We start from the raw sequence: 21,432 nt of genomic DNA on the forward strand, positions 1-21,432 counted from the left end.
CCGACAAAGCGGGCAGCCAGCGCACCAACGAGCAGAGTTCGCTGACATTTCCCGACATGCCCCGGCTCGAACTCGACCAACTGCTGGGGCAGTTGGTCGAGCGTGCGCAGGAAGTGATGGCGACCCAGGGCCGGTTGCGCGGGTTGCTGCACGCCAACCAACTGATCATCGGTGATCTGGCGCTGCCGGCGGTTCTGCGCCGGATCGTCGAGGCGGCACGCGAGTTGGTCGGCGCTCGCTACGCGGCGCTGGGTGTGGTGTCGCCGCGTGGCGGGCTGGCCGAGTTCATCCACAGCGGGATGCCCGAGGATGCGGTCGACGTCATCGGGCACCTGCCCGAGGGCAAGGGTCTACTCGGCGCGCTGATCGACGATCCGCGACCGATCCGTCTTCGGGACATCGCCGACGACCCCCGCTCGGTGGGCTTCCCGGCCGGGCACCCGCCGATGCATAGCTTCCTCGGTGTGCCGATCCGCATCCGCGACGAGGTCTTCGGCAACCTCTATTTCGCCGAGAGCCTCAAGGGTGCCTTCAATGCCGAAGACGAAGAGCTGGTCAAGTCGCTGGCCGCGACCGCCGCGGCTGCCATCGACAACGCCAACCTCTATGAGTCGGCGCGGCTGAAAGGGGAGTGGTTACAGGCCTCCGCCGCGATCACCCGCCAGGTGCTGGCGACCGAGGACTCACCTCTGCATCCGCTGCGCCGCATCGCCGAGCACACCAAACGGGTCGCCGACGCCGACCTGGTGACAGTCGTCCGCGCGGATCCCGACGACGACGACCTGCGCGTCGACGTCGCCGTCGGAGTTGCCGCGGACCGGCTGATCGGGACCCGGGTTCCAGCCAACGGCACCCTGTCCGGTCAGGTGCTCTCGACCGGCACCGCGCTGCGACTTGCCGACCCCGGCGGGGGCACGGCCAGCCTCTCGCCAATCGCGGACGTGGTGGACGTGGGTCCCGTTCTCGCAGTGCCCCTGCACGGCTCGGCCCGTATGCAAGGGGTGCTCTGGGCGGCCAGGCTGCCCGGGCGCCCGATGTTCACTGCGGACGACGTTGAGATGGCGTCAAGCTTCGCCAACCAGGCCGCGCTGGCGATCGAGTTGGCTGACGCCCGCGCCGAGCAGCGCCGCACGGAGATGCTCGAGGAACGCGAGCGCATCGCCGCTGACCTGCACGACCACGTCATCCAACGCCTGTTTGCCGCCGGTCTGTCGCTGCAGGGCGTGGCCGCGCAGCTGGGCGCCGGGCGGGCTGCCGAGCGCCTTGTCGGCATCATCGACGACCTGGACACCACCATCAGCCAGATCCGCACCACGATCTTCCAACTCCAGCGGCTACCGGGCTCGACGCCCACAGGTATTCGCGCGCGGCTCCTCGATGTCGTCACCCACGTCAGTCCCATGCTCGGATTCGAACCCGGCGTCCGCTTCACCGGCGTCATCGAAGGTCAGGTCACCGACGACCTTGTCGACGACCTGGAGGCGGTGCTCCGGGAGGCGCTGACCAACGTCGCCCGACACGCGCGAGCCCGTTCGGCCGACGTGGAATTCACGGTTACGGCCGATAGCGTCACGCTCGAGATCGGGGACGATGGCGTCGGTATCGGCGAAACGACTCGGGCGAGTGGTCTTGCCAACATCCGCGCCCGTGCTGAGCGGCGTGGCGGAACCTTCGAGGTGCTTCGGGCCGCGCCGACCGGCACCCGGCTGTGTTGGTCTGCCCCTTGCCCCTGAGGTGGGCCGATCGGCCCTAGCTGAGGACTTTCGGCCCTGACCAACGGTGGCGGGTGGCCGCGATCGTACGATGATGAATCCTTTACCCGCCGCGCCCGGCAGCGCCCAAGCAGTCGTCGAGCTGAGCCGGGCCGACTGTCTCCAGCTGCTGGCCGCCTGCACCTACGGCCGTGTCGTGTTCACCGAACGGGCGCTACCCGCCGCGCACCCGGTGAGCTATCTGTTGGACGCCGAGGAGGTGGTCTTCCGGACGGCCGGCGGAGGGAAACTTGCCGCCGCGACGCTGCGTAACATCGTGGCCTTCCAGGTCGACCACATCGACGCCGAAACGGAGACCGGTTGGAGTGTGCTGGGTGTGGGCCAGGCCTACGAGGTCACCGACCCGGCGCGGCTCATGGCGCTCATGCCGCGGCTGCCGCGACCCTGGGGCGCTCAGGCGGTCGCCGGACACGTCATCGCCATCCCGCTCGGCCGGCTGACCGGGCGCCGACTCGGGTGAGCTGACGGCACCCACGTGTCCCGATCCCGCGGGACCTTAGCCTCTGACGTGCCTTCTGTGAACGGCCGACGCTACAGACGACGACCGTGGCAGGAGAGGGGCACGACGATGACGAAGTACGTCTACGACTTCATCGAAGGGGACAAGGACAAGAAGGACCTGCTCGGCGGCAAGGGTGCCAACCTCGCGGAGATGGCGAGGCTAGGGCTCCCGGTACCGCCCGGCTTCACCATCGCCACCACGGCGTGCCGCGCCTACCTGGCCACCGGCGAGACGCCGCCCGGGCTTTTCGCCGAGATCGGCGACCATCTACGCGAACTCGAGATCCGGGTGGACAAACCGCTGGGCGACCCCACTGACCCGCTGCTGCTCTCGGTCCGTTCCGGCGGTAAGTTCTCTATGCCCGGGATGATGGAGACGATCCTCGACATCGGGCTCAACGACGACAGCGTCGAAGGACTCGCCAGGCGCACCGGCGATGCCCGGTTCGCGTGGGACTCCTACCGCCGGCTCATCCAGATGTTCGGCCGGACGGTGTTCGACATCCCGGCCGAGCGCTTCGACGCGCAGATGCAGACCGTAAAGTCCGCCGCAGGTGTCGTCGCGGATACCGATCTGACCGCCGACGACCTCCGCCGCCTCGTCGTGGCCTACAAGAAGGCGTTCCGTGCCGCGGCGGGCCGCGAGTTCCCGCAGGCGCCGCATGAGCAGCTCCAGCTCGCCGTGCAGGCCGTCTTCGCCTCGTGGCAGGCTCCCCGTGCGGCGCTCTATCGGCGTCGTGAGCAGATCCCCGACGACCTGGGGACGGCCGTCAACATCATGGCGATGGTCTTCGGAAACCTTGGGCCGGACTCCGGCACCGGTGTGGCGTTCACCCGGGATCCGGCGACCGGTGCCCGCGGCGTCTACGGCGACTACCTGGCCAACGCTCAGGGCGAGGATGTGGTCGCCGGAGTGCGCAACACCGTCCCGCTGGACAAGCTCGATGCCATTGACCCGGTCAGCTATCGTCAGCTTCTGTCCATTATGGACACGCTGGAGAAGCATTACCGGGATCTGTGCGACATCGAGTTCACCATCGAGCGGGGCAAGCTGTGGATGCTGCAGACCCGCGTCGGCAAACGGACACCGGCGGCGGCATTCACCATCGCCGGCCAACTGGTCGACGAGGGCCTGATCGACCTCGACGAGGCGGTAGCCCGAGTCACGGGCGAGCAGCTGACCCAACTGATGTTTCCGACGTTCGACGACGGGGCGCTACCGGCGCCGTTGACCAGCGGGGTGCCGGCGTCGCCGGGCGCGGCGGTCGGCCGGCTGGTCTTCGACTCCGCCGAAGCCGCCGCTGCCACCGGGGATGTCATCCTGGTCCGCCGCGAGACGAGCCCTGACGACCTGGCGGGCATGATCGCGGCGCAAGGAATCCTGACCAGCCGCGGTGGCAAGACATCGCATGCCGCCGTGGTGGCCCGCGGGATGGGCAAGACCTGTGTCTGTGGCGCGGCTGACGTGGTCATCGCATCCGACGCCCAGTCGTTCACGGTCGGCGACGTGACCGTCCACGCCGGCGACAGCATCTCCATCGACGGCTCGACCGGTGCGGTCTACCTCGGCGCCCTCCCGGTGCGTCAATCGCCGGTCGTCCGGTATTTCGACGGCGTGCTGGACGCCGGCAACGACCCGCTGGTGCGGGCGGTGGACCGCTTGGTCGATCACGCCGACCGGATACGCACCCTGGGCGTGCGGGCCAACGCTGACACACCCGACGACGCGGCGCGCGCCCGCCGCTTCGGCGCCGCCGGAATCGGGCTGTGCCGGACCGAGCACATGTTCCTCGGCAGCCGGCGCGAGCTTGTCGAACGCCTCATCCTCGCCACCGACGAGCCCGAGCGCGACGCGGCCCTCGCCGCGTTGCTGCCACTGCAGCGCGAGGACTTCACCGAGATCCTAGAAGCGATGGACGGCCTTCCGGTCACTGTCCGGCTGCTGGATCCGCCGCTGCACGAGTTCCTGCCGAGCCTCGAAGGGCTCTCCGTCCGTGTCGCTCGCGCCGACGCCCTCGGTCTCGATCCTGGGCGCGACCGGGATCTGCTCCGCGCGGTGCGCCGCATGCACGAGGAGAACCCGATGCTGGGAATGCGCGGAGTACGGCTGGGCCTGTTGGTGCCGGGTCTGTTCGCGATGCAGGTCCGGGCGTTGGCTGAGGCGGCCGCGCAGCGGATCGCCGGGGGCTTCGACCCGCAGCCGGAGATCATGGTGCCGCTGGTCGGTTCTGTCCGGGAGCTCGAATTGGTGCGCGCCGAGGCGCAAGCCGTCGTCGACGCCGTGCCCGGCGCCCCGTCCATCCGCATCGGCACGATGATCGAGGTGCCGCGCGCGGCGCTGACGGCGGCGGAGATCGCCACTGTCGCCGAGTTCTTCTCCCTCGGGACCAACGACCTCACCCAAATGGGCTGGGGCCTGTCCCGCGACGATGTCGAAGGCACCGTGATCAGCCGCTATCTTGCCCTCGGAATCTTCGACCGGTCGCCCTTCGAGAGCATCGACACCGCGGGCATCGGTCGGCTGGTCCGAATCGCGGTCGACGAAGGCCGCGCCGCCCGTCCGGAGCTGTCCATCGGCGTGTGCGGCGAGCACGGCGGCGACCCCGCCTCAGTGCGGTTCTTCGCGGGAGCGGGCATCGATTACGTGAGCTGCTCGACCTACCGCATTCCCGTCGCTCGGCTCGAAGCAGGGCGCGCGACTGTCGTCGGCACCACCTCAGACAGCCGCTGAGAAACTCTGCAGCCCCAGCCGCGAAAGCGGCTGGGGCTTCATCGCGATCTCACTCGGGCGTGTCGATGGCCGATGCCGCCGGGCGCCGCAGGCTTGGCTGCCCAAGATGCCCGTACCCGATGCGGAGCACCATCTGCGGCACACCACGGCGGCCGAGCGCGGAGCGCAGTCGTTCCCGAGCGGCCGGCACCTCGACGGGCTGCGAGAACATCGAGACGGCCAAGCCGACGTCCGTCGCGGTCAACAACACGCGTTCGAGGGCCTGTCCGGCGTTCACCTGGTCGATGTCTCGGTCCTCGGCGGAGCCGAGCACGGCGACGAGCGGCTCAGGTTCGTAGTCGCGGCCGGGCGGCCGGGTGCGAGCACCGAATGCGCGCAGTGGCAAAAGATCTTGCGGCTCCGGCGCGTAGCCCGCCGCGCGAACCGCCACGCCGTCGGGTGCGATCCCCTCGCGACCCCATCGGGCAAGCTCCTGCGCGTAGGCCGGGTCGCGCAGCAGGACCCGGTTCGCGGCGTTCACGACCTCCGCAAGCGCGTTGACGGCGCTGGTCCCGATGATCAGTTCAAGCCAACCGCCCTCGGCGGCTGCCGCCTCCCGTAACTGGAAACGCAGGTCCTTCGGCACCGTCTCGGTGCTGAACGGGGCGCGATTGCTTCGCCGGCGGGGGATAGCGGCATACAGCGTGCGCTCGGCGCCGGACGCCGGTCGCGGCGCGTCGGGCACGAGCAGGGCAACAACGCTGCGGTCGCGGTCCGGAGGCTGGAGGATCACCGTGGCGGGCTTACCGAGGACGGCCAGAGCGAGCCTCAGGTTGAAGACGGCGGCGCCGCAGCTGACCCGGCCGGCCCAGGCCCGCGCCGGGATGTCCGGCAGCCGGTCCATGTCGAGGCGCACTTCGATCGCTCCATTGCTGAGGCGGAAGCGCCACGGTTGGCTGTTGTGCATCGAGGGCGCCCGAACGGCCAGCTCGGCGGCGCCGGCCAGGTCGTCCGTCGTGTAACCAGTTGTCCGCTGCGCTGTATTCGTCGGTTGCATGGATAGCTCCCTCAAAGGCGACATCTCTCTCGCACCCCAATCGTGTTCCGCTGTTCGTACGCACAGCAGGGGCGGAGGTCCCGAGGTCGCGGGCCAGCCGGTCGGGCCCGCGATGGTGCGCGGGGGTGCCCGTGGGTACAGAATGAGCTGTGATCCGTGTGTACCTGCTCGACGACCACGAGGTGGTCCGCCGCGGCCTGGCCGACCTGCTGCAGAGCCAGGGCGACATCGAGGTGATCGGCGAGGCCGGCCTCGCCCGCGAAGCGACCGCGCGCATTCCGGCACTGCGGCCTGATGTCATGATCCTCGACGCCCGGTTACCGGACGGCAGCGGCATCGACGTCTGTCGCGACGTCCGCGCTGTTGACCCGACCATCCGGGGCCTGATCCTCACGTCGTACGAGGATGATGAGGCGCTGTTCGCCGCCATCATGGCTGGCGCCGCCGGCTACGTCCTCAAGCAGGTCCGCGGCACCGACCTCGTCGAGACGGTCCGCCGGGTGGCGGCCGGCCAATCCATGCTCGACCCCGCGGTCACCCAGCGGGTCCTAGATAGGATCCGAAGCGGCGTCGAACAGCCGCAGGAGCTCAAGGCCCTCACCGACCAGGAGCGGCGGATCCTCGAGCACATCGCCGAGGGCCGCACCAACCGGGAGATCGCAGCGGAAATGTTCCTGGCCGAGAAGACAGTCAAGAACTACGTCTCCAGCCTGCTCGCCAAGCTTGGCCTCGAACGGCGCACGCAGGCCGCGGTGCTGGCCACCCGGTTGCTCGGCAAGAAGCACTGACCGCACGACGGGACGGTCGCCCGCCGGGGCGCCGTCCTGTCGCGTTGGGTTCACAAGATCCCGGTCGGGTTGCCCAGTCCCCGGCTGTAGAGCACCGGGTCGACGTCGTCGAAATCGAACTCGACCTTGTCGATGATGTCTACGACGCCGCTGACCTGGAGAGTGAGCTGGGCCGCGATCTCCGCCGAGCTGCGGCGGTCGAGCCGCCCGGCGAGCGTGACGACCCCGCCAACCACCGTGACGGTCACGGCGTCGTCGCTGATGCCGAGGATTCGGCGGAGCACCTCGGTGACCACATCATGGCGGATGTCGTCGTCATGCCGCAGGTGCACCTTCAGCAGGTCGCCGCGGGACACGATCCCGATCAGCCGGCCAAGGTCGTCGGTCACCGGGAGGCGCTTGATCCCTTCGCGGTCCATGGTCTTGGCCGCCTCGACCAGCGTCGTGCTTTCCATCGCCGTCACCGCGGGAGCCGTCATCAGGTCCCGGGCGACATTCGCGTCGGCCTTGACCCGCGCGGCGTGCCGGCGCCGTCCTTCGAAGAACCGCCGTTCGTGCGGCTGACCGATCAGCTCGACCTTGTGCAGCAGGTCGGCCTCGGAGATGACGCCGAGCACCCGGCCGAAATCATCCACTACCGGCAGCGCACTGACGTGCCGGGTCGTCATCATGTCGACGACCTTTCGGTACGGCGTGGACTCGTCCACCGTCGCGACGTCCGTCGTCATGACGTCGCCGACCTGCCAAGTTCTCATGGCACATTCCCTTCATCGATTGACCTCGGTTTCACAGTAGGTCTGGCCGTCGTCGCCCGGTCAGAGTCGCCGGACCGTCGCTGCTCGGGACCTGCGCCATGTCCACAGTGGGTCTTAAGGCCCTGCCAGCAAGGCGACGTGGGCTGCACGCTGATCCCAGGATCGACATTGGAGAGGTGAAGCGATGAACATGACCCGGATCGTCGTCGGCGTGGACGGATCCGACCCGAGCATCGCCGCCGCGCGTTGGGCGGCCAGCGAGGCGCAGCAGACCGGCGCGACCCTCGTGTTGGTGCACGCGTTCGAGTGGGACTGGCCCGCCGCCCGTTTCGATGGCGGCACCGTGCTGCGCGAGTGGGCCGAGCAGAAGGCGAACACGACACTCGCCGACGCGGCCTCGGTAGTGGCCGCGGTCGCCCCTGGGGTCACGGTCGAGCGTAAGGCGGTGACCGGATCACCCGGCCCGGCTCTGATCGAGGCTGGCGCCGACAGTTCAATGATCGTCGTTGGGAACCGCGGCCGTGGCGGCTTCGGAAGCCTCCTGCTCGGCTCCGTCGGGCAACGCCTGGCCACGCACGCGCCGGCCCCGGTGGTCGTCGTCCGTGGTCGTCGTGACCTCGGCAACGGCGCCGTTGTGGTCGGCGTCGACGGTTCACCGTCGTCGCTGGACGCTCTAGCCGCCGGCTTCCGCGCTGCGGCTGCCCGCTCCGCGCGGCTGATCGCCGTGCGTGCTTACCTGCCGCCGACTCCGCCGTGGGGAGTGAACGTCGAACCGGTGGTCTACGACGTCGCGGAGCGCGATGCCGAGCTGAAGGCCGAACTTGACGAGTTGCTGGCTCCGTGGCGGGAGAAGTTCCCGGACGTCGCAACCGAGACGTTGGTGGCACACGGCGGCGCGGCAGGTGTCCTGGTCGGGTTGTCACACACGGCCCAGCTGCTCGTCGTCGGCACCTGCGGCCACGGCAGCGTCGCGGGCACCTTGACCGGGTCCGTCGCCTTGCAGCTGGTCCACCACGCCGACGCACCCGTTCTGATCGTCCGCTGACACATCTCCGCGATGCCGGTGCCGGAGGGCGCCGGCATCGCGGTGGCCATGTTCGACCCGCCTCCGCCGGAGGCATCGACGCCGTAGCCCGCTTTGCCCGCGCTGGTAATGGGCCGCGCACCCGCCGAGCTGGCCGGATGTCTATAACGGACGGTCCGGCTGTGCGCGCCAATGATGGTAGGCGTTGACGGCCATCGGCAGCGTCGGGAAAATGTGGTCCGCCCCGACCCGGGCGACCAGGCCGAACGCCTCCAGGTCATCGAGCAGGTCCTGCTTGACCGGGCCATGGCGAAGACGACGCCACGCGCCTCGAGCTCGACGCGGAGGCGGTCCACCGCGTCCAGCGCCGTGATGTCGACCTCGACGATGGCCTCGGTGTTGAGCACGAACCAGGCGACAGGCTCGGCCTGCTGGCCGACCGTCGCCAGCGCGCGGCGGTGGAAGTCTTCGGCATTGGCGAAGAACAGCGGTGAATCGTATCGGTAGACCACCAGACCGGGCACCGTGTGCGCCTGCTGATAGTCATCCACGTCGTGCATCCCGGCCAGCCCTGGCACCAGGCCCTGGATCGCGTCGTGCGGGCGGGCCACGCGGGCGAGCATCTCGGCGACCGAGAGCCCGACGGCGAGCAGAACGCCGTAGAGGATGTCGAAGGCCAACACGCCGGCGAGCGCGCCGAGCGCGAGCAGCAACTCGCTGCGGCGGAACCTGGCCAACCGGCGGAAGCCGGTGATGTCGATGAGCCGGACGGCAGCGTAGACCACGATGGCACCGAGGGCGGCGGACGGGAAGTGGGTCAGCAGCGGGCCTAGGAACAGCAGCGTGGCGACGACGAGGACGAGCGCCACGAGGGAGTAGAGCTGGGTCCGGGCGCCGGCGGCACTGGCCAGAGCGGTGCGGCTGCCGCTACTGCTGATCGGAAACCCCGGCGAACGACCGTGCGGTCAGGATGTTGTCCGTGTAGCCGACGAGCAGGACACTCGCCGCTGGCAGCAGCAGATCGGTCAGTTGTCCCGGATCCGGCAGCACCGGGCGGGGGAGGGCCTGCGGGATCGTCCCGATGACCTGGATGCCGTGGCGTTCGAGGTCGAAGATGGCTACTGCAGCCGTGGCCAGCAGGATCGCAAGCAGTGGAGCGGGCGCGAGTGGGATCAGACGCTGCGCACCGAACAGCAACACCAACACAGCTGCCGCGAACGCGATCGTGACGACACGTGCGTCGTCCAGGTGTGTCAGGAACGAGGACAGCTGAGCGGCGAACGACTCGCCGGACACCGGTACACCGGTCAGCTTTCCGAGATGCCCAACGATCATGATCAAGGCAACGCCGGCCAGATAGCCGACGAGGATCGGCCGGGATAGCAGGTCGGCCACGAACCCCAACCGGGCGAGCGGAGCGACCAGGCACAACCCGCCGACGACCAGGGCCAGGGAAGCGGCCAGACCCGCGTAGCGTCCCGGGTGCCAGCTGCGAGCGGCCCGATGAGCACCGCCGTCATCAGGGCTGTCGTCGACTCCGGCCCGATCGACAGGACTCTCGAGCTGCCGAAGATCGCGTACGCCGCGAGAGCCGGCAGGATCGCCCACAGCCCGGCGACCGGCTGCAGCCCGGCTACGGTGGCGTATGCCAGCACCTGCGGCACCAGATACGCGGCGACCCGTGAACCCGGCGAGCACGTCGCCGCGTAGCCAGTCCCGTTCGTATCCCGCCAGCGTGGCGATGCCCGGCACCAGCGATCGGAGGGCGGGGCGGCGGACCATGCCGCCATTGTGGCCGCCGCGATCGGTGGTGTCTCTGCGTCCGCGTGTGTCACAGCGGGAACGTCCGCCACATGCCGTCGGCCACTGGTCCCGCCGCAAGGTGACCAATGCCCGTACCGGCCGAGCGCCCGAGCGGGCGAGGCTCGGAGGAGAAGACCGAAATGTGAAGGAGCGAATGGATCGTCATGAACCGCGACACGATTCTGGTCGGGTACGACGGCTCGATCGCCGCCCAGACCGCAGCGGACTGGGCGCTGGACGAAGCGCGCCGGTGGAGCTGCCTGGTCCGGCTCGTCGAGGTCGTCGAGTGGCCGGTGCGCGTCGGACCCGCTACGACGCGGCCCGACACCTGGCCTAAGAGCCAGGCCTACCGCGATACGGAAGAAGCACTCGATCGCGCGATCGCCGCGTTGGCCGACTCGAACCCGGACGTCGAGGTCACCGGAATCCTCGTCGAAGGGCCGCCGGCCGCGATGTTGGCCGACCTTTCCACCGGTGTGCGCATGGTCGTCGTGGGCGACCACAGCCGGCGTGGATTGGCTGGCCCGCTTCTCGGCTCCGTCGCCACCGCCCTGGCCACCCACGCCGCGGCGCCCGTGGCCGTTGTCCGCGGCTCGACCGCGCGACAGCGATCCGGGCCGGTCGTCGTCGGCGTCGACGACTCGCCTGAGGGACGGGCCGCGGTGCCGGTGGCCTTCGCCGAAGCCAGCTCGCGCGACGCTGAGCTCGCGGCCGTGCACGCCTGGCAGCCTCCGCGGGCCTGGCAGAGCATGGGCCGGCCGCGCTACGACGACGCGGTCGCCGAGTTGGCGACCGCCGAGCGGACACTGCTGTCGACCCTCCTGAAGGATTGGCGGCGCGCCTACCCGGCCGTCACCGTCAGCACACATGTGGCGGAAGCCGGCCTCGCCCAGGCACTCGTCGAGGCGTCTCGCCTTGCCCAACTCGTCGTCGTCGGATCGAGTGACCGCGTCGGATCCCGCGGGGTCCGATCGGGCTCGGTGAGCCGGCGGGTGTTGCAGCACGCGCACTGCCCGGTGCTCGTCATCGGCGCGGCCGAGAACATTACTGCCATCGCACAGGGGACGAGGCGATGAAAGCGAAGGTTGGCGGCCGCCTGATCCTCGACCACCGCAGGCACGGCGTCGTGATCGCGTTGAAACACGACGACGGCAGTCCGCCGTACGTCGTGCGGTGGCTCGACAACCGCCGCGAGGCCCTTGTGTTCCCCGGCGCCGACTCCCGGATCGAAGAACCAACGACCATCTGACAGCCGCGTCCGGTGCCCGCCCGGGTGAGGCAGGTTCACGCCCGGCCGAAGGTCTCTCGATGCCGGGCGCGACGCCTCTGCCGGCCGACGCGCTGTGCGGGGCCGCTGAAGGCCGGCCGAGGGCGGCGGGCGGTTGGCCGGGCTCGCGGTGTCGCAGGCCCGGTCTGAGCACCACGCTTTGGCGGCGACCGCCGTCGTCGACGACGACGACCCGGTCGCCGTGCTGCTCGCCCAGTCAACCGGCGCCAGCCTGCTGGTCGTGGGTCACAATTGTCATTGCACCAACGGACGCGTGGGCCGCCATCGATCGCGCACCGGTTGATCGGTCCGGCGGCCGTGCCGGTGATCGTGCACCGACGGTTGGAGACGACCCAGACGGTGGAGCGGCCGATCCTCGTCGCGGTCGCAGGCGCACTCGGTGACGACGCGGTGCGGTTTGCCTTCGCCGAGGCGGCCCTGCGTGGCGTGCCGTTGCTTGCGTTGACCGTTTGGCCCGGCACCGCGGGGTGACAGCGACCTGTCACGGCTCGGGTTCGCTCAGCGCCGCGACGATGCCGACTTCGCTCTCGTCGACTCGCTTCGCCCGTGGTCGGAGAAATATCCGGAGGTGCCCGTACGCCGAGCGGTGCGTCATGGTCTCGACGTGCCGGTGGCCGTCGCTGCCGCCTCCCGCTCGGCCAGCTGGTCGTCGTCGGCACAGCGGCGCGGCCCGGCCGCACCTCGACGTTGTCGCTCCCGCAGATCCTGACGCACTGGGCTGGCTGCCCGATCGCCGTCGTTCCCGCGCCGTAGCGAACCGAGTCGGCCCAGCGGTCACGCTCCACGGTAGACCGTTGTAGGGTCCGACGACCCAGGCCATCTGGGCCGACCGGCACTACGCCAACGGCGCTGCGGCGACCAATCTGAACGTGGGATGTCAGATGGACAATCCATTGACGGAATCGAGGCCGGCATGAACTTTCCCGCTCTCCTCGCCGCCGTGATCGGCGGTCTGGCCGTGCTCCTGCTCCTGGCGGGCCTGCGCATGGTCCAGCAGTACCAACGGGGAATCGTCTTCCGCTTCGGCCGCGTCCAGAACCGCGTGCGTGACCCGGGCCTGCGGCTCCTTGTCCCGATAGCCGACCGCATGGTCAAGGTCAGCATGCAGACAGTGGTGATGAGCGTGCCGCCGCAGGGCGCGATCACCCGCGACAACGTCACCTTGACCGTGGACGCCGTCGTCTACTTCCGGGTGGTCGATCCCGTCAAGGCAATGGTCAACGTCCGCGACTACCCCCACGCGATTCTCCAGGTGGCACAGACCTCCATGCGCTCAGTCATCGGTCGCGCTGACCTGGACACCTTGCTGAGCGATCGCGAAAGCATCAACGCCGAGCTGAAGACGGTCATCGACGCACCGACCGAGAAGCCATGGGGCGTGCTGATCGAGCGCGTCGAGGTGAAGGACGTTGCCCTACCCGACTCGATGAAGCGTTCGATGTCGCGCCAGGCCGAGGCCGAGCGCGAACGCCGTGCCCGAGTGATCGCGGCAGAAGGGGAGTTCCAGGCCTCCCGACGGCTCGCCGACGCCGCCCGCGCGATGGTTGCGACTCCGGGCGCCTATCAGCTGCGGATGCTCCAAACCGTGGTCGATGTCGCGGCGGAGAAGAACAGCACTCTCGTGATGCCGTTCCCCGTCGAGCTGCTGCGCTTCTTCGACCACCTCACCCGGACGGCGCCTGCAGAGCCCGCGCCGGTAGCCGCGGCGCCGCACGACAACGGCTACCCGGTACCCGTGGGCTGATCGTGCGCCATCCAGATAGGGCAGTCCGGCGCGAGCTGTATGACCTTCTCCTCTGCATGAGAAGGGTCCCGCAGGTCTTTTCTGGCAGTGGAGCATCGACGAAAGGAGGGTCAGGATGAGCACCGCGACGCTGCGGAGCCACAGCCTGTTCCCGATTGAGTGGCCGCGGTTCACCTGGCTGTCACTGGGCGGGCAGTCCTTCCGCATCGAGGAATTCCTCGATGGCAAGGACTATGTGATCCGGGCCGAGCTGCCGGGCGTGGACCCGCAGAAGGACATCCACCTTGCCGTGCACAACGGCGCGCTGAACATCAAGGTGGAGCGCGCGGACGAACGGGGGACCGAGGAAGGCAAGCTGGTGCACTCCGAGTTCCACTACGGCTCGCTGTACCGCCAGATCCCGCTGCCGTCGGGGGCGCACCGGGACAAGGTCACGGCGACCTACGAGACCGGCATCCTCGAGGTGCGGATCGCGGTGGGGGACTCTGGATCCAGAACCCACGAGATCCAGATCACTGTGGGCAATGGTAAGTCGACGACCGTCAAGAAGAGCTGACGCGGTAGCGGTGTGCGGCGCCCGACCCGCATGGGCCGGGCGCCGCCAGTGATGAAGATGTTCCGCCAGAAGGAAGGATCGGACAATGAGACAGTGGACTGTCGAAGACGTCATGACCCGCGACGTCGTTTCGGTCGCGCCCGACGCCTCGTACCGTGAGGTGGTCAATGCCCTGATCGACCGCGCAGTGAGCGCGGCGCCCGTCGTCGACGCCGTGGGTCGCGTCGTCGGAGTGGTGTCGGAGGCCGACCTCCTGCACAAGGTGGAGGCGGTGGGCGATGAGCGGCATCGGCGGATTTTCGGGGCCCGTCGGCACGCCGACGCGCCGGCCGCTGTCGCCGCGGAGCTGATGACCTCACCTGCCGTCGTCATCGAGCCGGACACCTCGATCGTCGCGGCGGCCCGGCTGCTGGAATCCAAGCGCATCAAACGGATGCCCGTCGTCGACCGGCAACGACGTCTCGTCGGCATCGTGTCGCGTCGGGACCTGCTGCGCATACACACGCGGACAGACACTGACATCCGCGCCGAGATCGTCGACAACGTGCTGGTGCGTACGCTCTGGATCGATCCGGTGTCGGTAGAGGTGGACGTCGTCGACGGGGTTGTGGCGCTGGGCGGCCGCGTCGAAACCCGCAGCCTCGCCGGCCTGGCGGTCGAGATGGCCGCAGAAGTCGCTGGCGTCGTCGAGGTGATCGACCGGCTGACCTGGGAGCAGGACGACTCGCGTGCGGTTCACTCACGGGGCTACTCATTCGGGACCCCCGAGCACCTGATGCGTCCATCCACGAATTGAGCCCCACCGACGAGGCGCGACGGTCGATCGGCCGTCGCGCCTCGTCGACTCGGTCTCAGGCCGCCCGTGGCGCGTCGACCGGTGTCGGCCCGCGCCGATGCTCCGGCCGCGGCTCGCGGTAGGGCGAGCGCATGCCCGCGGTGCGCACTATTTTGGCGACCTCCCGGTCGGTGACGCTAGGGAAGTCGCGGTACCAGCCAGAGATTCCCGTCATCCACGGGCAGCGTTCCACACAGACGGTCTCTTCGATCTCGTCTGCCAGGCCGACCAATACGTCGGCGGCCGCGACCGGGACCGCGAGGACCACGCGCCCCGCGCCCCGCGCCCGCACCGCCCGGGCCGCAGCCCGAGCCGAAGCGGCCGTGGCGACACCGTCGTCGACGATGACTGCCGTGCGGCCGGCGAGGGACAATGGCGCCCGCCCGGCCCGCATGGCCCGCGCCCGTCGGTCGACCCCGGCGCCGAGCTCCTTCGTGAGCGCGTCCAGGTTGTCAGGCGCGATCCCTGCGCGGCGCAACGCCGAGGCATCGAACACGCGAACGCCACCCTCGGCCAACGCGCCGATCGTCTGGCCGGACAGGAACGGATCCGCGACGCGTTCCGTGACCACGACGTCCAGCGGAGTGTCGAGGGCGCCGGCCACCTCGAATGCCACCGGGACGCCACCGCGGGCCACACCGAGCACGACCGCGTCGCAACCCCGCAGGTGGCTGAGCCGACGGGCGAGGCGGCGACCCGCGTCGACGCGGTCCTGGAAGGTCATATCCCCACCTCCTGCACGCCGGTGATCCCGGCGGCTCCGTGTCCGCCGTTGTGCGGGCTGCGGAGCCTGCTTCGATCCAACGCCTGACCACCGTGGCGTCGACAGGGACTTTGGTCCCGGAACCGCGGTCCCACGGCCCTGACCCGCGCACGCGGGCGGAAATACCGTAAGGAGGGACAAGCCCAAGGAGGTCGTGATGAAGGCATGGAAGGTTCGCGACGTCATGACGACGAACGTCGCCACGGTCGCGGAAGGGACCCCCTACCGGGAGGTCGTCGACCTGATGACCAGCCGGCACGTCAGCGGTGTGCCCGTCGTGGACGATGCCGGCCTCGTGCTGGGCGTTATCTCCGAGGCTGATCTTCTCTACAAGGTGGAGATGATTGGCGAGCCGCACGAACGCCGCATCTTCGAGGGCCGCCGCCGGCACGCCGCCAGGGTCAAGGCGGATGCCCTGATCGCTCGCGAGCTGATGGCGGCGCCCGCGGTGACCGCCAGCGCGTCGACATCGCTCGTCGAAGCGGCCAAGCGGATGGAGCGCGAGCACGTCAAGCGCCTCCCGGTCACCGACAGCCACGGTCGGCTCCTCGGCATCGTGTCCCGTGCCGATCTGCTCAAGGTGCATCTGCGGCCTGACGAGGACATCAGGCGCGACGTCCTCGATGGGGGCCTCAAGCGCGTTCTCGCCAGCGAAGAAGCGACGATCGACGTCACCGTCGCCGATGGCGTTGTGACCCTCTCCGGCCGGCTGGTGCGGCACAGCGCGGTCCAGATCGCCGCCAACCTGGCCAGTCAGGTCAGCGGCGTCGTGCAGGTCGTGGACGGACTGACCTACGAGTTCGACGACCTCAACCCGGCTTACCTCAAGCCTGGGTTGGGCAACCCCGCCGGTCTGCTCTGAGCCCGCCGATGCCGTCTTCGCGCATCCATATCGAGGACCGGGTGTTGCCAGACCGGTACGTGTTGCGGGCCGCGCTGCCGGGCATCGACCCGACCGTCGACCTTCGCGTGACGTGCAGCGGCAACGAGCTCCGTCTCGACGCCGTACGCGCGTTCCCGCCGGACGCCAGAGGCGGCCACTCGGAGTTCTCGTACGGACGTCTATTCCGGGTCGTCCCACTGCCGGTCGGGACTCGTGCGCGCACGATCTCCGCCCGCTACGTCGACGGGATCCTCGAGGTTTCGGCGCGCCTCGGCGTGGCGGAACCCGGAACTAGGCAGTTCACCGTGCCCGTCGGCGACCACCTGTCTTCTGACCCGCAGTCGGGGGACCTCGGACCCTGATCAGTCGATACCCGACGGGCGTTACATCGAATTGCGCTCCCTGAATCGGCAGGGTGGGAAGTCGAAGGAGGTGGACGCGATGCGGCTCACCTGGCGCGCCGCCGCCGTGACCAGCCCGGCGGCCGTGAGCGTCGCGCTATACGTGACATCGGTGCGTGGCAACGGTTTCTGACACCGATCGGAACACGCGGCGTTACCGTGCTAGTTGTCATCGCCGGCATCGCCGCGTGCATGATCGGGGGCAACCTCGTCCAGACCTACGGGCCTACGCCAATCGACCGCGGCTTTGTCGTCGCCACCATTCTCGGCACTGTCGGCATCCTCGCGGCCACCGGCGCTCTGCTCGTCGGAAGTACGGTCCTGCTGCTCCTGCTCGTCTCAGACATCGTGCTGCGCTGGCTCGTGACCACGATCCGGCACCTCGTGCTGGGCTCGGAAACGCGCCGGCCCGCGGCTCGGCTGGCAGCGCCCAGAACGGCTGCGCGGACACTCGCCAGGCGATGAGCGGCGTGCTCGGATGATAAGTAGGGGCCGGGCGAGGAGTCGAACCTCGCATGTAGCCGCGGGGAGCTCCCTCGGACCGCCCCACCCTGTTCGGGTAGTTGCCGTATGTCTACCAGCCCATGTTCGCCTTCAGGATGGCGTGGACCGCCCCTCCTCGACAGAGTCGGATGGCCCCAGTCCGTAGGACCGATAGGGGCCGAAAGCCGTTCGCGTGACTCAAGTCCCATGGCGGTCCACATAGGTTCGTGACTATGACAGCTGAGCTGAAGCCATGAAATGGCTGCGCGCCGGCAGTGTCCTATGTCTGGCCGTCAAAGCATGCGGGCGGGACACGTCTCCGTGCCGTTAATACCCTGCAGCCGCACACGACGACGCCGGAATGTCTACGGCGCTTCGCCCGTAGACGCTGGGCTACCCCCGATGCTGAAGCCCTCCGCGGTGACCGGCGCCGGGCTACCAGAAGCGGAGCACTAGTGGACCCCGCCTCCCGGGATGTGCTCGACCGTGATGCGCCGCCGGAAGACCCAGTAGGTCCAGCCCTGGTAAAGCAGAACCAGCGGTGTGAAGGCAACCGCCACCCACGTCATGACCTTCAGCGTGTATGGCGTTGACGAGGCGTTCGACACGGTGAGGCTGAAGGCTGGATTCATCGTGGATGGCAGAACGTTCGGATAGAGGGCGAGGAAGAGAGTTGCGGTCGCCGCGACGATCGTCACGGCGGTGGCGGCGAAAGCCCAGCCTTCGCGACCCGCGCGGTTGGCGACCAGCGCACCGACGAGCGCCAACGCCGCGATCACGGCCACGGCCGCCGTCCCGGCGTCCCCGCGGGTCACCTGCGTCCACATCAGAAATGCCGCCGCGCTCGCCACCGCGCCGAGCCCGAACAGGCCTGCGGCCCGTCTTGCGTCGGCTCGGATGGGCCCGTCGGTCTTCAGGGCGACGAATACCGCGCCGTGGGTCAGGAACAGCGTCAGCGTCGTGAGACCGCCGAGTAGGGCGTAGGGGTTGAGGAGGTCGAAGAACGATCCGACGTAATGGTGGTCGGCGGAGAGCTGGACGCCGCGGATGATGTTGCCGAACGCGACGCCCCACAGCACTGCTGGCAGGAGGCTGCCCAGCACGATCGCGGCGTCCCAGCCACGTCGCCAGCGCGCCTCGTCTCGCTTGCCACGGAACTCGAAGGCGACGCCGCGCACGATGAGGGAGACGAGCACGAGCAGCAGGGGAAGGTAGAAGCCGGAGAACAGGCTGGCGTACCACTCCGGGAAGGCGGCGAAGGTGGCCCCGCCGGCGACCAGCAGCCACACCTCGTTGCCGTCCCATACCGGACCGATCGTGTTGATGAGGACCCTGCGGCGGAGCTCGTCACGGCCGAGGACAGGCAGCAGGATGCCGACACCGAAGTCGAAACCTTCGAGCAGGAAGTAGCCGGCCCAGAGCACGGCGATCAACAAGAACCACAGATCGTGCAGCGCCATCTCGGCTCCCTCAGTAGGCGAAAGTGAGGACGGTGTCGTCCTCGTCGGACGGGGGGCGGTCGACGGCCGGATCCGGCGGTCCTGCCTTGACGGCCCGCACAAGCAGGCCGACCTCGACGATGGCGAGCACGGTGTAGACCGCGCTGAGCGTGACCAACGACGCGGCAACGCTCCCGGCGCCGACCGTCGGCGACACACCGTCGGCAGTGTGGAGCAGACCGAACACGACCCAGGGCTGGCGGCCCAACTCGGTGAAAATCCAGCCGAACGAATTCGCCAGCAAGGGAAACGCGACGGCCAGCATGGTGCAGCGCCAGAACCACTGGACACCTCGGCCGTCCGGCAGCCGGCCGCGCCGGCTGCGCCACAGGCCGAGCAACGCCCAGGCGACCGGCAACATACCGAGCCCGATCATGAGCCGGAAAGACCAGTAAGCCAGTGGGATGTACGGTCGGTAGTCGCCCGGGCCGTACCGCGCCTGATATGCCGCCTGGAGGTCGTCGACGCCCTCGACCGTCCCGGACGGCGACCCGGTGGCCATGAACGACAGCACGCCGGGCACCCGGAGGCTCCACACCTCGCTGGTGCCGTCGAGGCTGCCGATGGTGAACAGCGAGAACGACGCAGGGGAGGAGGTGTCGTAGAGCGCTTCGGCCGCGGCCATCTTCATCGGCTGTTGCCGAGTCATCACCCGCGCCTGCAGGTCGCCGGTCACAGCGACGAGCAGCCCGGCAACGAGCACGACCCACAGGCCGAGCCGGAAGCTCGGACGCAGCACGTCAACGTGCCGGCGCCGGGCCAGATGCCACGCCGAGACGGTCAACATCAGCGCACCAGCGGTGACGAACGCGGCAGTGATGGTATGCGCGAAGGTCACCAGCGTGGTGGTCTGAGTGAGGACCTTGCCGATGTCGGTCAGTTCCGCACGGTTGGTCACGGGGTTAATCCGGTAGCCGACTGGGTGCTGCATCCAGGAGTTGGCGGCGAGAATGAAGTACGCCGACAGCATGGTGCCGATCGACGCGAGCCAGATGCAGGCGAGATGGATGCGGTTTGGCAGGCGCTCCCAGCCGAAGATCCACAGGCCGAGGAAGGTCGACTCGAGGAAGAAGGCCAACAGGCCCTCGATCGCGAGTGGAGCGCCGAAGACATCGCCGACGTACCGCGAGTAGTCGCTCCAGTTCATCCCGAACTGGAACTCCTGGACGATGCCTGTCACGACGCCCATCGCGAAGTTGATCAGGAAAAGCTTGCCCCAGAACTTGGTGGCCCGCAGGTACGTGTCCTTGCGAGTGCGGAACCACGCTGTCTGCAGTCCGGCGACGAGGGCCGAGAGGCCGATGGTGATAGGAACGAACAGGAAGTGGTAGACGGTGACGATGCCGAACTGCCACCGCGCGAGGTCGAGAGCGTCCACAGCCGCGAGCCTCTCGGCCGGGCGCCGTGACGAGTCAGTGCCGCTGGCCCTCAGCCGCCGGGCCGAAGGTCCCGAACGCGTCGAGCACCACGATCGGCGTGCCGGTCGGAACAGCCGTGCCCCTGGCTATCCGGTAGGCCAGCAGAGCCTCCTGGTGGCCCGCTGAGGAGGGAACGAGAACCCGGCCGACACCGTAGCGAACCCGCCCCCGCAGGCGGATCGAGACCGGCGTGGGTCGGCGGAACGCCCGCCACCAGCGCTTACTGTCGGCCTGAGCAACGGCGACCAGGATCCGGCCTCTGTTCATCACGTACTGCACGGGAAGGGTCACGACCTTGCCCGAGCGGGGGAGCACGTAGGTGAGCTCGCAGATGCGAGTGTCGAGTAGACCGTGGGCTGGGGAGCGAAGCACGGCCAGCACCAGAAGGTTGACCCAGCGCGGCGGACCTACGCTCATCATGCCTCCCCTCTACTACACCATCGTGCGCGCACCGCCGTCGTTATGGGTCCACCGTTGCGACGTCCGGGACCTTCGCGGTCAAGAAAGCGTCGCCCGGACCGCATAACGGTGACCTTCGACCCTGACGGCGGAACCGACCCTGGCGTCAAATGAAGGCAGCCGCGATAGAGGCAGACGGAACAGGCGGACCGGCGAGACCGTGTGATGGCCGGACCGTTCCGATCGCCCACTCGCGGGGCCGCGGCCATGACGCCCGCGACCCGAGCGGCCACGGTGGCCCTGGTTCCCCCGTCCGGGGCCACCGGCCGCTCGCTGACATTGGCCGGTTCGTGGTGACCGACGGTAGCCGCGGTTCGCGCTTAGTTCCGGGACGCCGCGATGCTCGCCGCGACCGTGGCCGCCCGGGCGCACGCGCTCGCCGCCGCGCTATGCCCAATCCCGTATGGGCCGCAGCTGGAGCGCCTGATGTCGTCGCCGTGGATCCAGCGTGACCTGACAGCGCGGGACGTTGGTCCTGTCGATGTGGGGTGTTCCGGCCCGGGCGCAACCCCCACCCCAACAGCGAGGGTATGGATGTCAACGAAAAAGCCCCCGGAGGTAACCATGACCACCCACGCCGCCAAGACCCCGACCACCGCCCTGGAACACGCCGCGTCGCCGGGCCCGATGCTGACCACCACCGCCGCCCGTGCCCTGGCCGTCCTACGCATCACCACCGGCTTCGTGTTCCTA

The 21,432-nt window shown here is 68.9% G+C and carries 20 protein-coding genes and 1 pseudogene; 14 read left to right on the forward strand and 7 right to left on the reverse strand.

Going from position 1 to position 21,432, the window contains the following annotated elements; all coding sequences use genetic code 11:
• Nucleotides 1-92 precede the first annotated feature (92 nt).
• From AB0J74_RS36610 to ppdK, 3 genes are all read left to right on the forward strand, one after another.
• Complete coding sequence (locus tag AB0J74_RS36610; RefSeq protein ID WP_363457125.1) at nucleotides 93-1,733, forward strand: GAF domain-containing protein; 1,641 nt, start codon at nucleotides 93-95, stop codon at nucleotides 1,731-1,733.
• 73 nt (nucleotides 1,734-1,806) lie between these two features.
• Nucleotides 1,807-2,232, forward strand: coding sequence for a pyridoxamine 5'-phosphate oxidase family protein (locus tag AB0J74_RS36615; RefSeq protein ID WP_363457128.1), 426 nt, complete (start codon nucleotides 1,807-1,809; stop codon nucleotides 2,230-2,232).
• 108 nt (nucleotides 2,233-2,340) lie between these two features.
• Nucleotides 2,341-5,004, forward strand: a complete 2,664-nt coding sequence (ppdK, locus tag AB0J74_RS36620; RefSeq protein WP_363457189.1) for a pyruvate, phosphate dikinase — start codon at nucleotides 2,341-2,343, stop codon at nucleotides 5,002-5,004.
• A gap of 49 nt (nucleotides 5,005-5,053) precedes the next feature.
• Here the strand turns inward: ppdK and AB0J74_RS36625 are convergent, their stop codons facing one another.
• Nucleotides 5,054-6,040, reverse strand: coding sequence for a nitroreductase (locus AB0J74_RS36625; RefSeq protein WP_363457131.1), 987 nt, complete (start codon nucleotides 6,038-6,040; stop codon nucleotides 5,054-5,056).
• Nucleotides 6,041-6,189: 149 nt separating this feature from the next.
• Between AB0J74_RS36625 and AB0J74_RS36630 the strand changes: the two genes are divergently transcribed.
• Nucleotides 6,190-6,828 (forward strand): response regulator transcription factor, encoded by a 639-nt coding sequence (locus tag AB0J74_RS36630; RefSeq protein WP_363457134.1) that lies wholly within the window; start codon nucleotides 6,190-6,192, stop codon nucleotides 6,826-6,828.
• Between the two features lie 50 nt (nucleotides 6,829-6,878).
• On the opposite strand, the gene AB0J74_RS36635 is transcribed toward AB0J74_RS36630, so the two are convergent.
• Complete coding sequence (locus AB0J74_RS36635) at nucleotides 6,879-7,583, reverse strand: CBS domain-containing protein (RefSeq protein ID WP_363457137.1); 705 nt, start codon at nucleotides 7,581-7,583, stop codon at nucleotides 6,879-6,881.
• A gap of 190 nt (nucleotides 7,584-7,773) precedes the next feature.
• Here AB0J74_RS36635 and AB0J74_RS36640 point away from each other — a divergent pair, with 190 nt between their 5' ends.
• On the forward strand, nucleotides 7,774-8,628 hold the full coding sequence (locus AB0J74_RS36640) for a universal stress protein (RefSeq protein ID WP_363457192.1): 855 nt from the start codon (nucleotides 7,774-7,776) through the stop codon (nucleotides 8,626-8,628).
• Between the two features lie 257 nt (nucleotides 8,629-8,885).
• Here AB0J74_RS36640 and AB0J74_RS36645 read toward each other — a convergent pair.
• A pseudogene (locus AB0J74_RS36645) lies at nucleotides 8,886-10,397 on the reverse strand (SulP family inorganic anion transporter); the annotation flags it as partial.
• 177 nt (nucleotides 10,398-10,574) lie between these two features.
• Here AB0J74_RS36645 and AB0J74_RS36650 point away from each other — a divergent pair.
• The 6 genes from AB0J74_RS36650 (at nucleotide 10,575) to AB0J74_RS36675 (ending at nucleotide 14,794) form a co-directional block, all read left to right on the forward strand.
• Nucleotides 10,575-11,486 carry a universal stress protein gene (locus AB0J74_RS36650; protein ID WP_363457140.1) on the forward strand — a complete coding sequence of 304 codons (912 nt, stop codon included), beginning with the start codon at nucleotides 10,575-10,577 and terminating at the stop codon, nucleotides 11,484-11,486.
• Nucleotides 11,483-11,659 (forward strand): DUF1918 domain-containing protein, encoded by a 177-nt coding sequence (locus tag AB0J74_RS36655; RefSeq protein WP_363457143.1) that lies wholly within the window; start codon nucleotides 11,483-11,485, stop codon nucleotides 11,657-11,659. Before AB0J74_RS36650 ends, AB0J74_RS36655 begins: the two co-directional genes overlap by 4 nt.
• Before the next feature lie 336 nt (nucleotides 11,660-11,995).
• A complete protein-coding gene (locus AB0J74_RS36660; RefSeq protein WP_363457146.1) occupies nucleotides 11,996-12,169 on the forward strand; it encodes a hypothetical protein in 174 nt (57 codons plus the stop codon).
• Nucleotides 12,170-12,611: 442 nt separating this feature from the next.
• A complete protein-coding gene (locus AB0J74_RS36665) occupies nucleotides 12,612-13,442 on the forward strand; it encodes an SPFH domain-containing protein (protein ID WP_363457149.1) in 831 nt (276 codons plus the stop codon).
• A 115-nt stretch (nucleotides 13,443-13,557) separates the two neighbouring features.
• Nucleotides 13,558-13,998, forward strand: a complete 441-nt coding sequence (locus AB0J74_RS36670) for an Hsp20/alpha crystallin family protein (RefSeq protein WP_363457152.1) — start codon at nucleotides 13,558-13,560, stop codon at nucleotides 13,996-13,998.
• 85 nt (nucleotides 13,999-14,083) lie between these two features.
• The gene (locus AB0J74_RS36675) at nucleotides 14,084-14,794 is read left to right on the forward strand and encodes a CBS domain-containing protein (protein WP_363457155.1); all 711 of its coding nucleotides are present in this window, start codon (nucleotides 14,084-14,086) and stop codon (nucleotides 14,792-14,794) included.
• A 55-nt stretch (nucleotides 14,795-14,849) separates the two neighbouring features.
• On the opposite strand, the gene AB0J74_RS36680 is transcribed toward AB0J74_RS36675, so the two are convergent.
• Nucleotides 14,850-15,557 (reverse strand): phosphoribosyltransferase family protein, encoded by a 708-nt coding sequence (locus AB0J74_RS36680; protein ID WP_363457159.1) that lies wholly within the window; start codon nucleotides 15,555-15,557, stop codon nucleotides 14,850-14,852.
• A gap of 196 nt (nucleotides 15,558-15,753) precedes the next feature.
• Between AB0J74_RS36680 and AB0J74_RS36685 the strand changes: the two genes are divergently transcribed.
• The 3 genes from AB0J74_RS36685 to AB0J74_RS36695 all read left to right on the forward strand — a co-directional run bounded on the left by AB0J74_RS36685 (nucleotide 15,754) and on the right by AB0J74_RS36695 (nucleotide 17,345).
• The gene (locus AB0J74_RS36685; protein ID WP_363457162.1) at nucleotides 15,754-16,458 is read left to right on the forward strand and encodes a CBS domain-containing protein; all 705 of its coding nucleotides are present in this window, start codon (nucleotides 15,754-15,756) and stop codon (nucleotides 16,456-16,458) included.
• Between the two features lie 41 nt (nucleotides 16,459-16,499).
• On the forward strand, nucleotides 16,500-16,841 hold the full coding sequence (locus AB0J74_RS36690; protein ID WP_363457165.1) for an Hsp20/alpha crystallin family protein: 342 nt from the start codon (nucleotides 16,500-16,502) through the stop codon (nucleotides 16,839-16,841).
• Nucleotides 16,842-17,072: 231 nt separating this feature from the next.
• A complete protein-coding gene (locus AB0J74_RS36695) occupies nucleotides 17,073-17,345 on the forward strand; it encodes a hypothetical protein (RefSeq protein ID WP_363457168.1) in 273 nt (90 codons plus the stop codon).
• Between the two features lie 470 nt (nucleotides 17,346-17,815).
• Here AB0J74_RS36695 and cydB read toward each other — a convergent pair whose 3' ends face one another.
• Genes cydB through AB0J74_RS36710 form a run of 3 tightly spaced genes read right to left on the reverse strand, consistent with a single transcriptional unit; the run spans nucleotide 17,816 to nucleotide 20,697 of the window.
• The gene (gene cydB / locus AB0J74_RS36700; protein WP_363457171.1) at nucleotides 17,816-18,823 is read right to left on the reverse strand and encodes a cytochrome d ubiquinol oxidase subunit II; all 1,008 of its coding nucleotides are present in this window, start codon (nucleotides 18,821-18,823) and stop codon (nucleotides 17,816-17,818) included.
• Between the two features lie 10 nt (nucleotides 18,824-18,833).
• Entirely contained in the window at nucleotides 18,834-20,240 is a 1,407-nt protein-coding gene (locus AB0J74_RS36705) for a cytochrome ubiquinol oxidase subunit I (RefSeq protein WP_363457174.1), read from the reverse strand.
• A 34-nt stretch (nucleotides 20,241-20,274) separates the two neighbouring features.
• Nucleotides 20,275-20,697, reverse strand: coding sequence for a hypothetical protein (locus tag AB0J74_RS36710; RefSeq protein ID WP_363457177.1), 423 nt, complete (start codon nucleotides 20,695-20,697; stop codon nucleotides 20,275-20,277).
• Nucleotides 20,698-21,432 lie beyond the last annotated feature (735 nt).

Source organism: Asanoa sp. NPDC049573 (genome assembly GCF_040676615.1).
Lineage (GTDB): Bacteria > Actinomycetota > Actinomycetes > Mycobacteriales > Micromonosporaceae > Asanoa.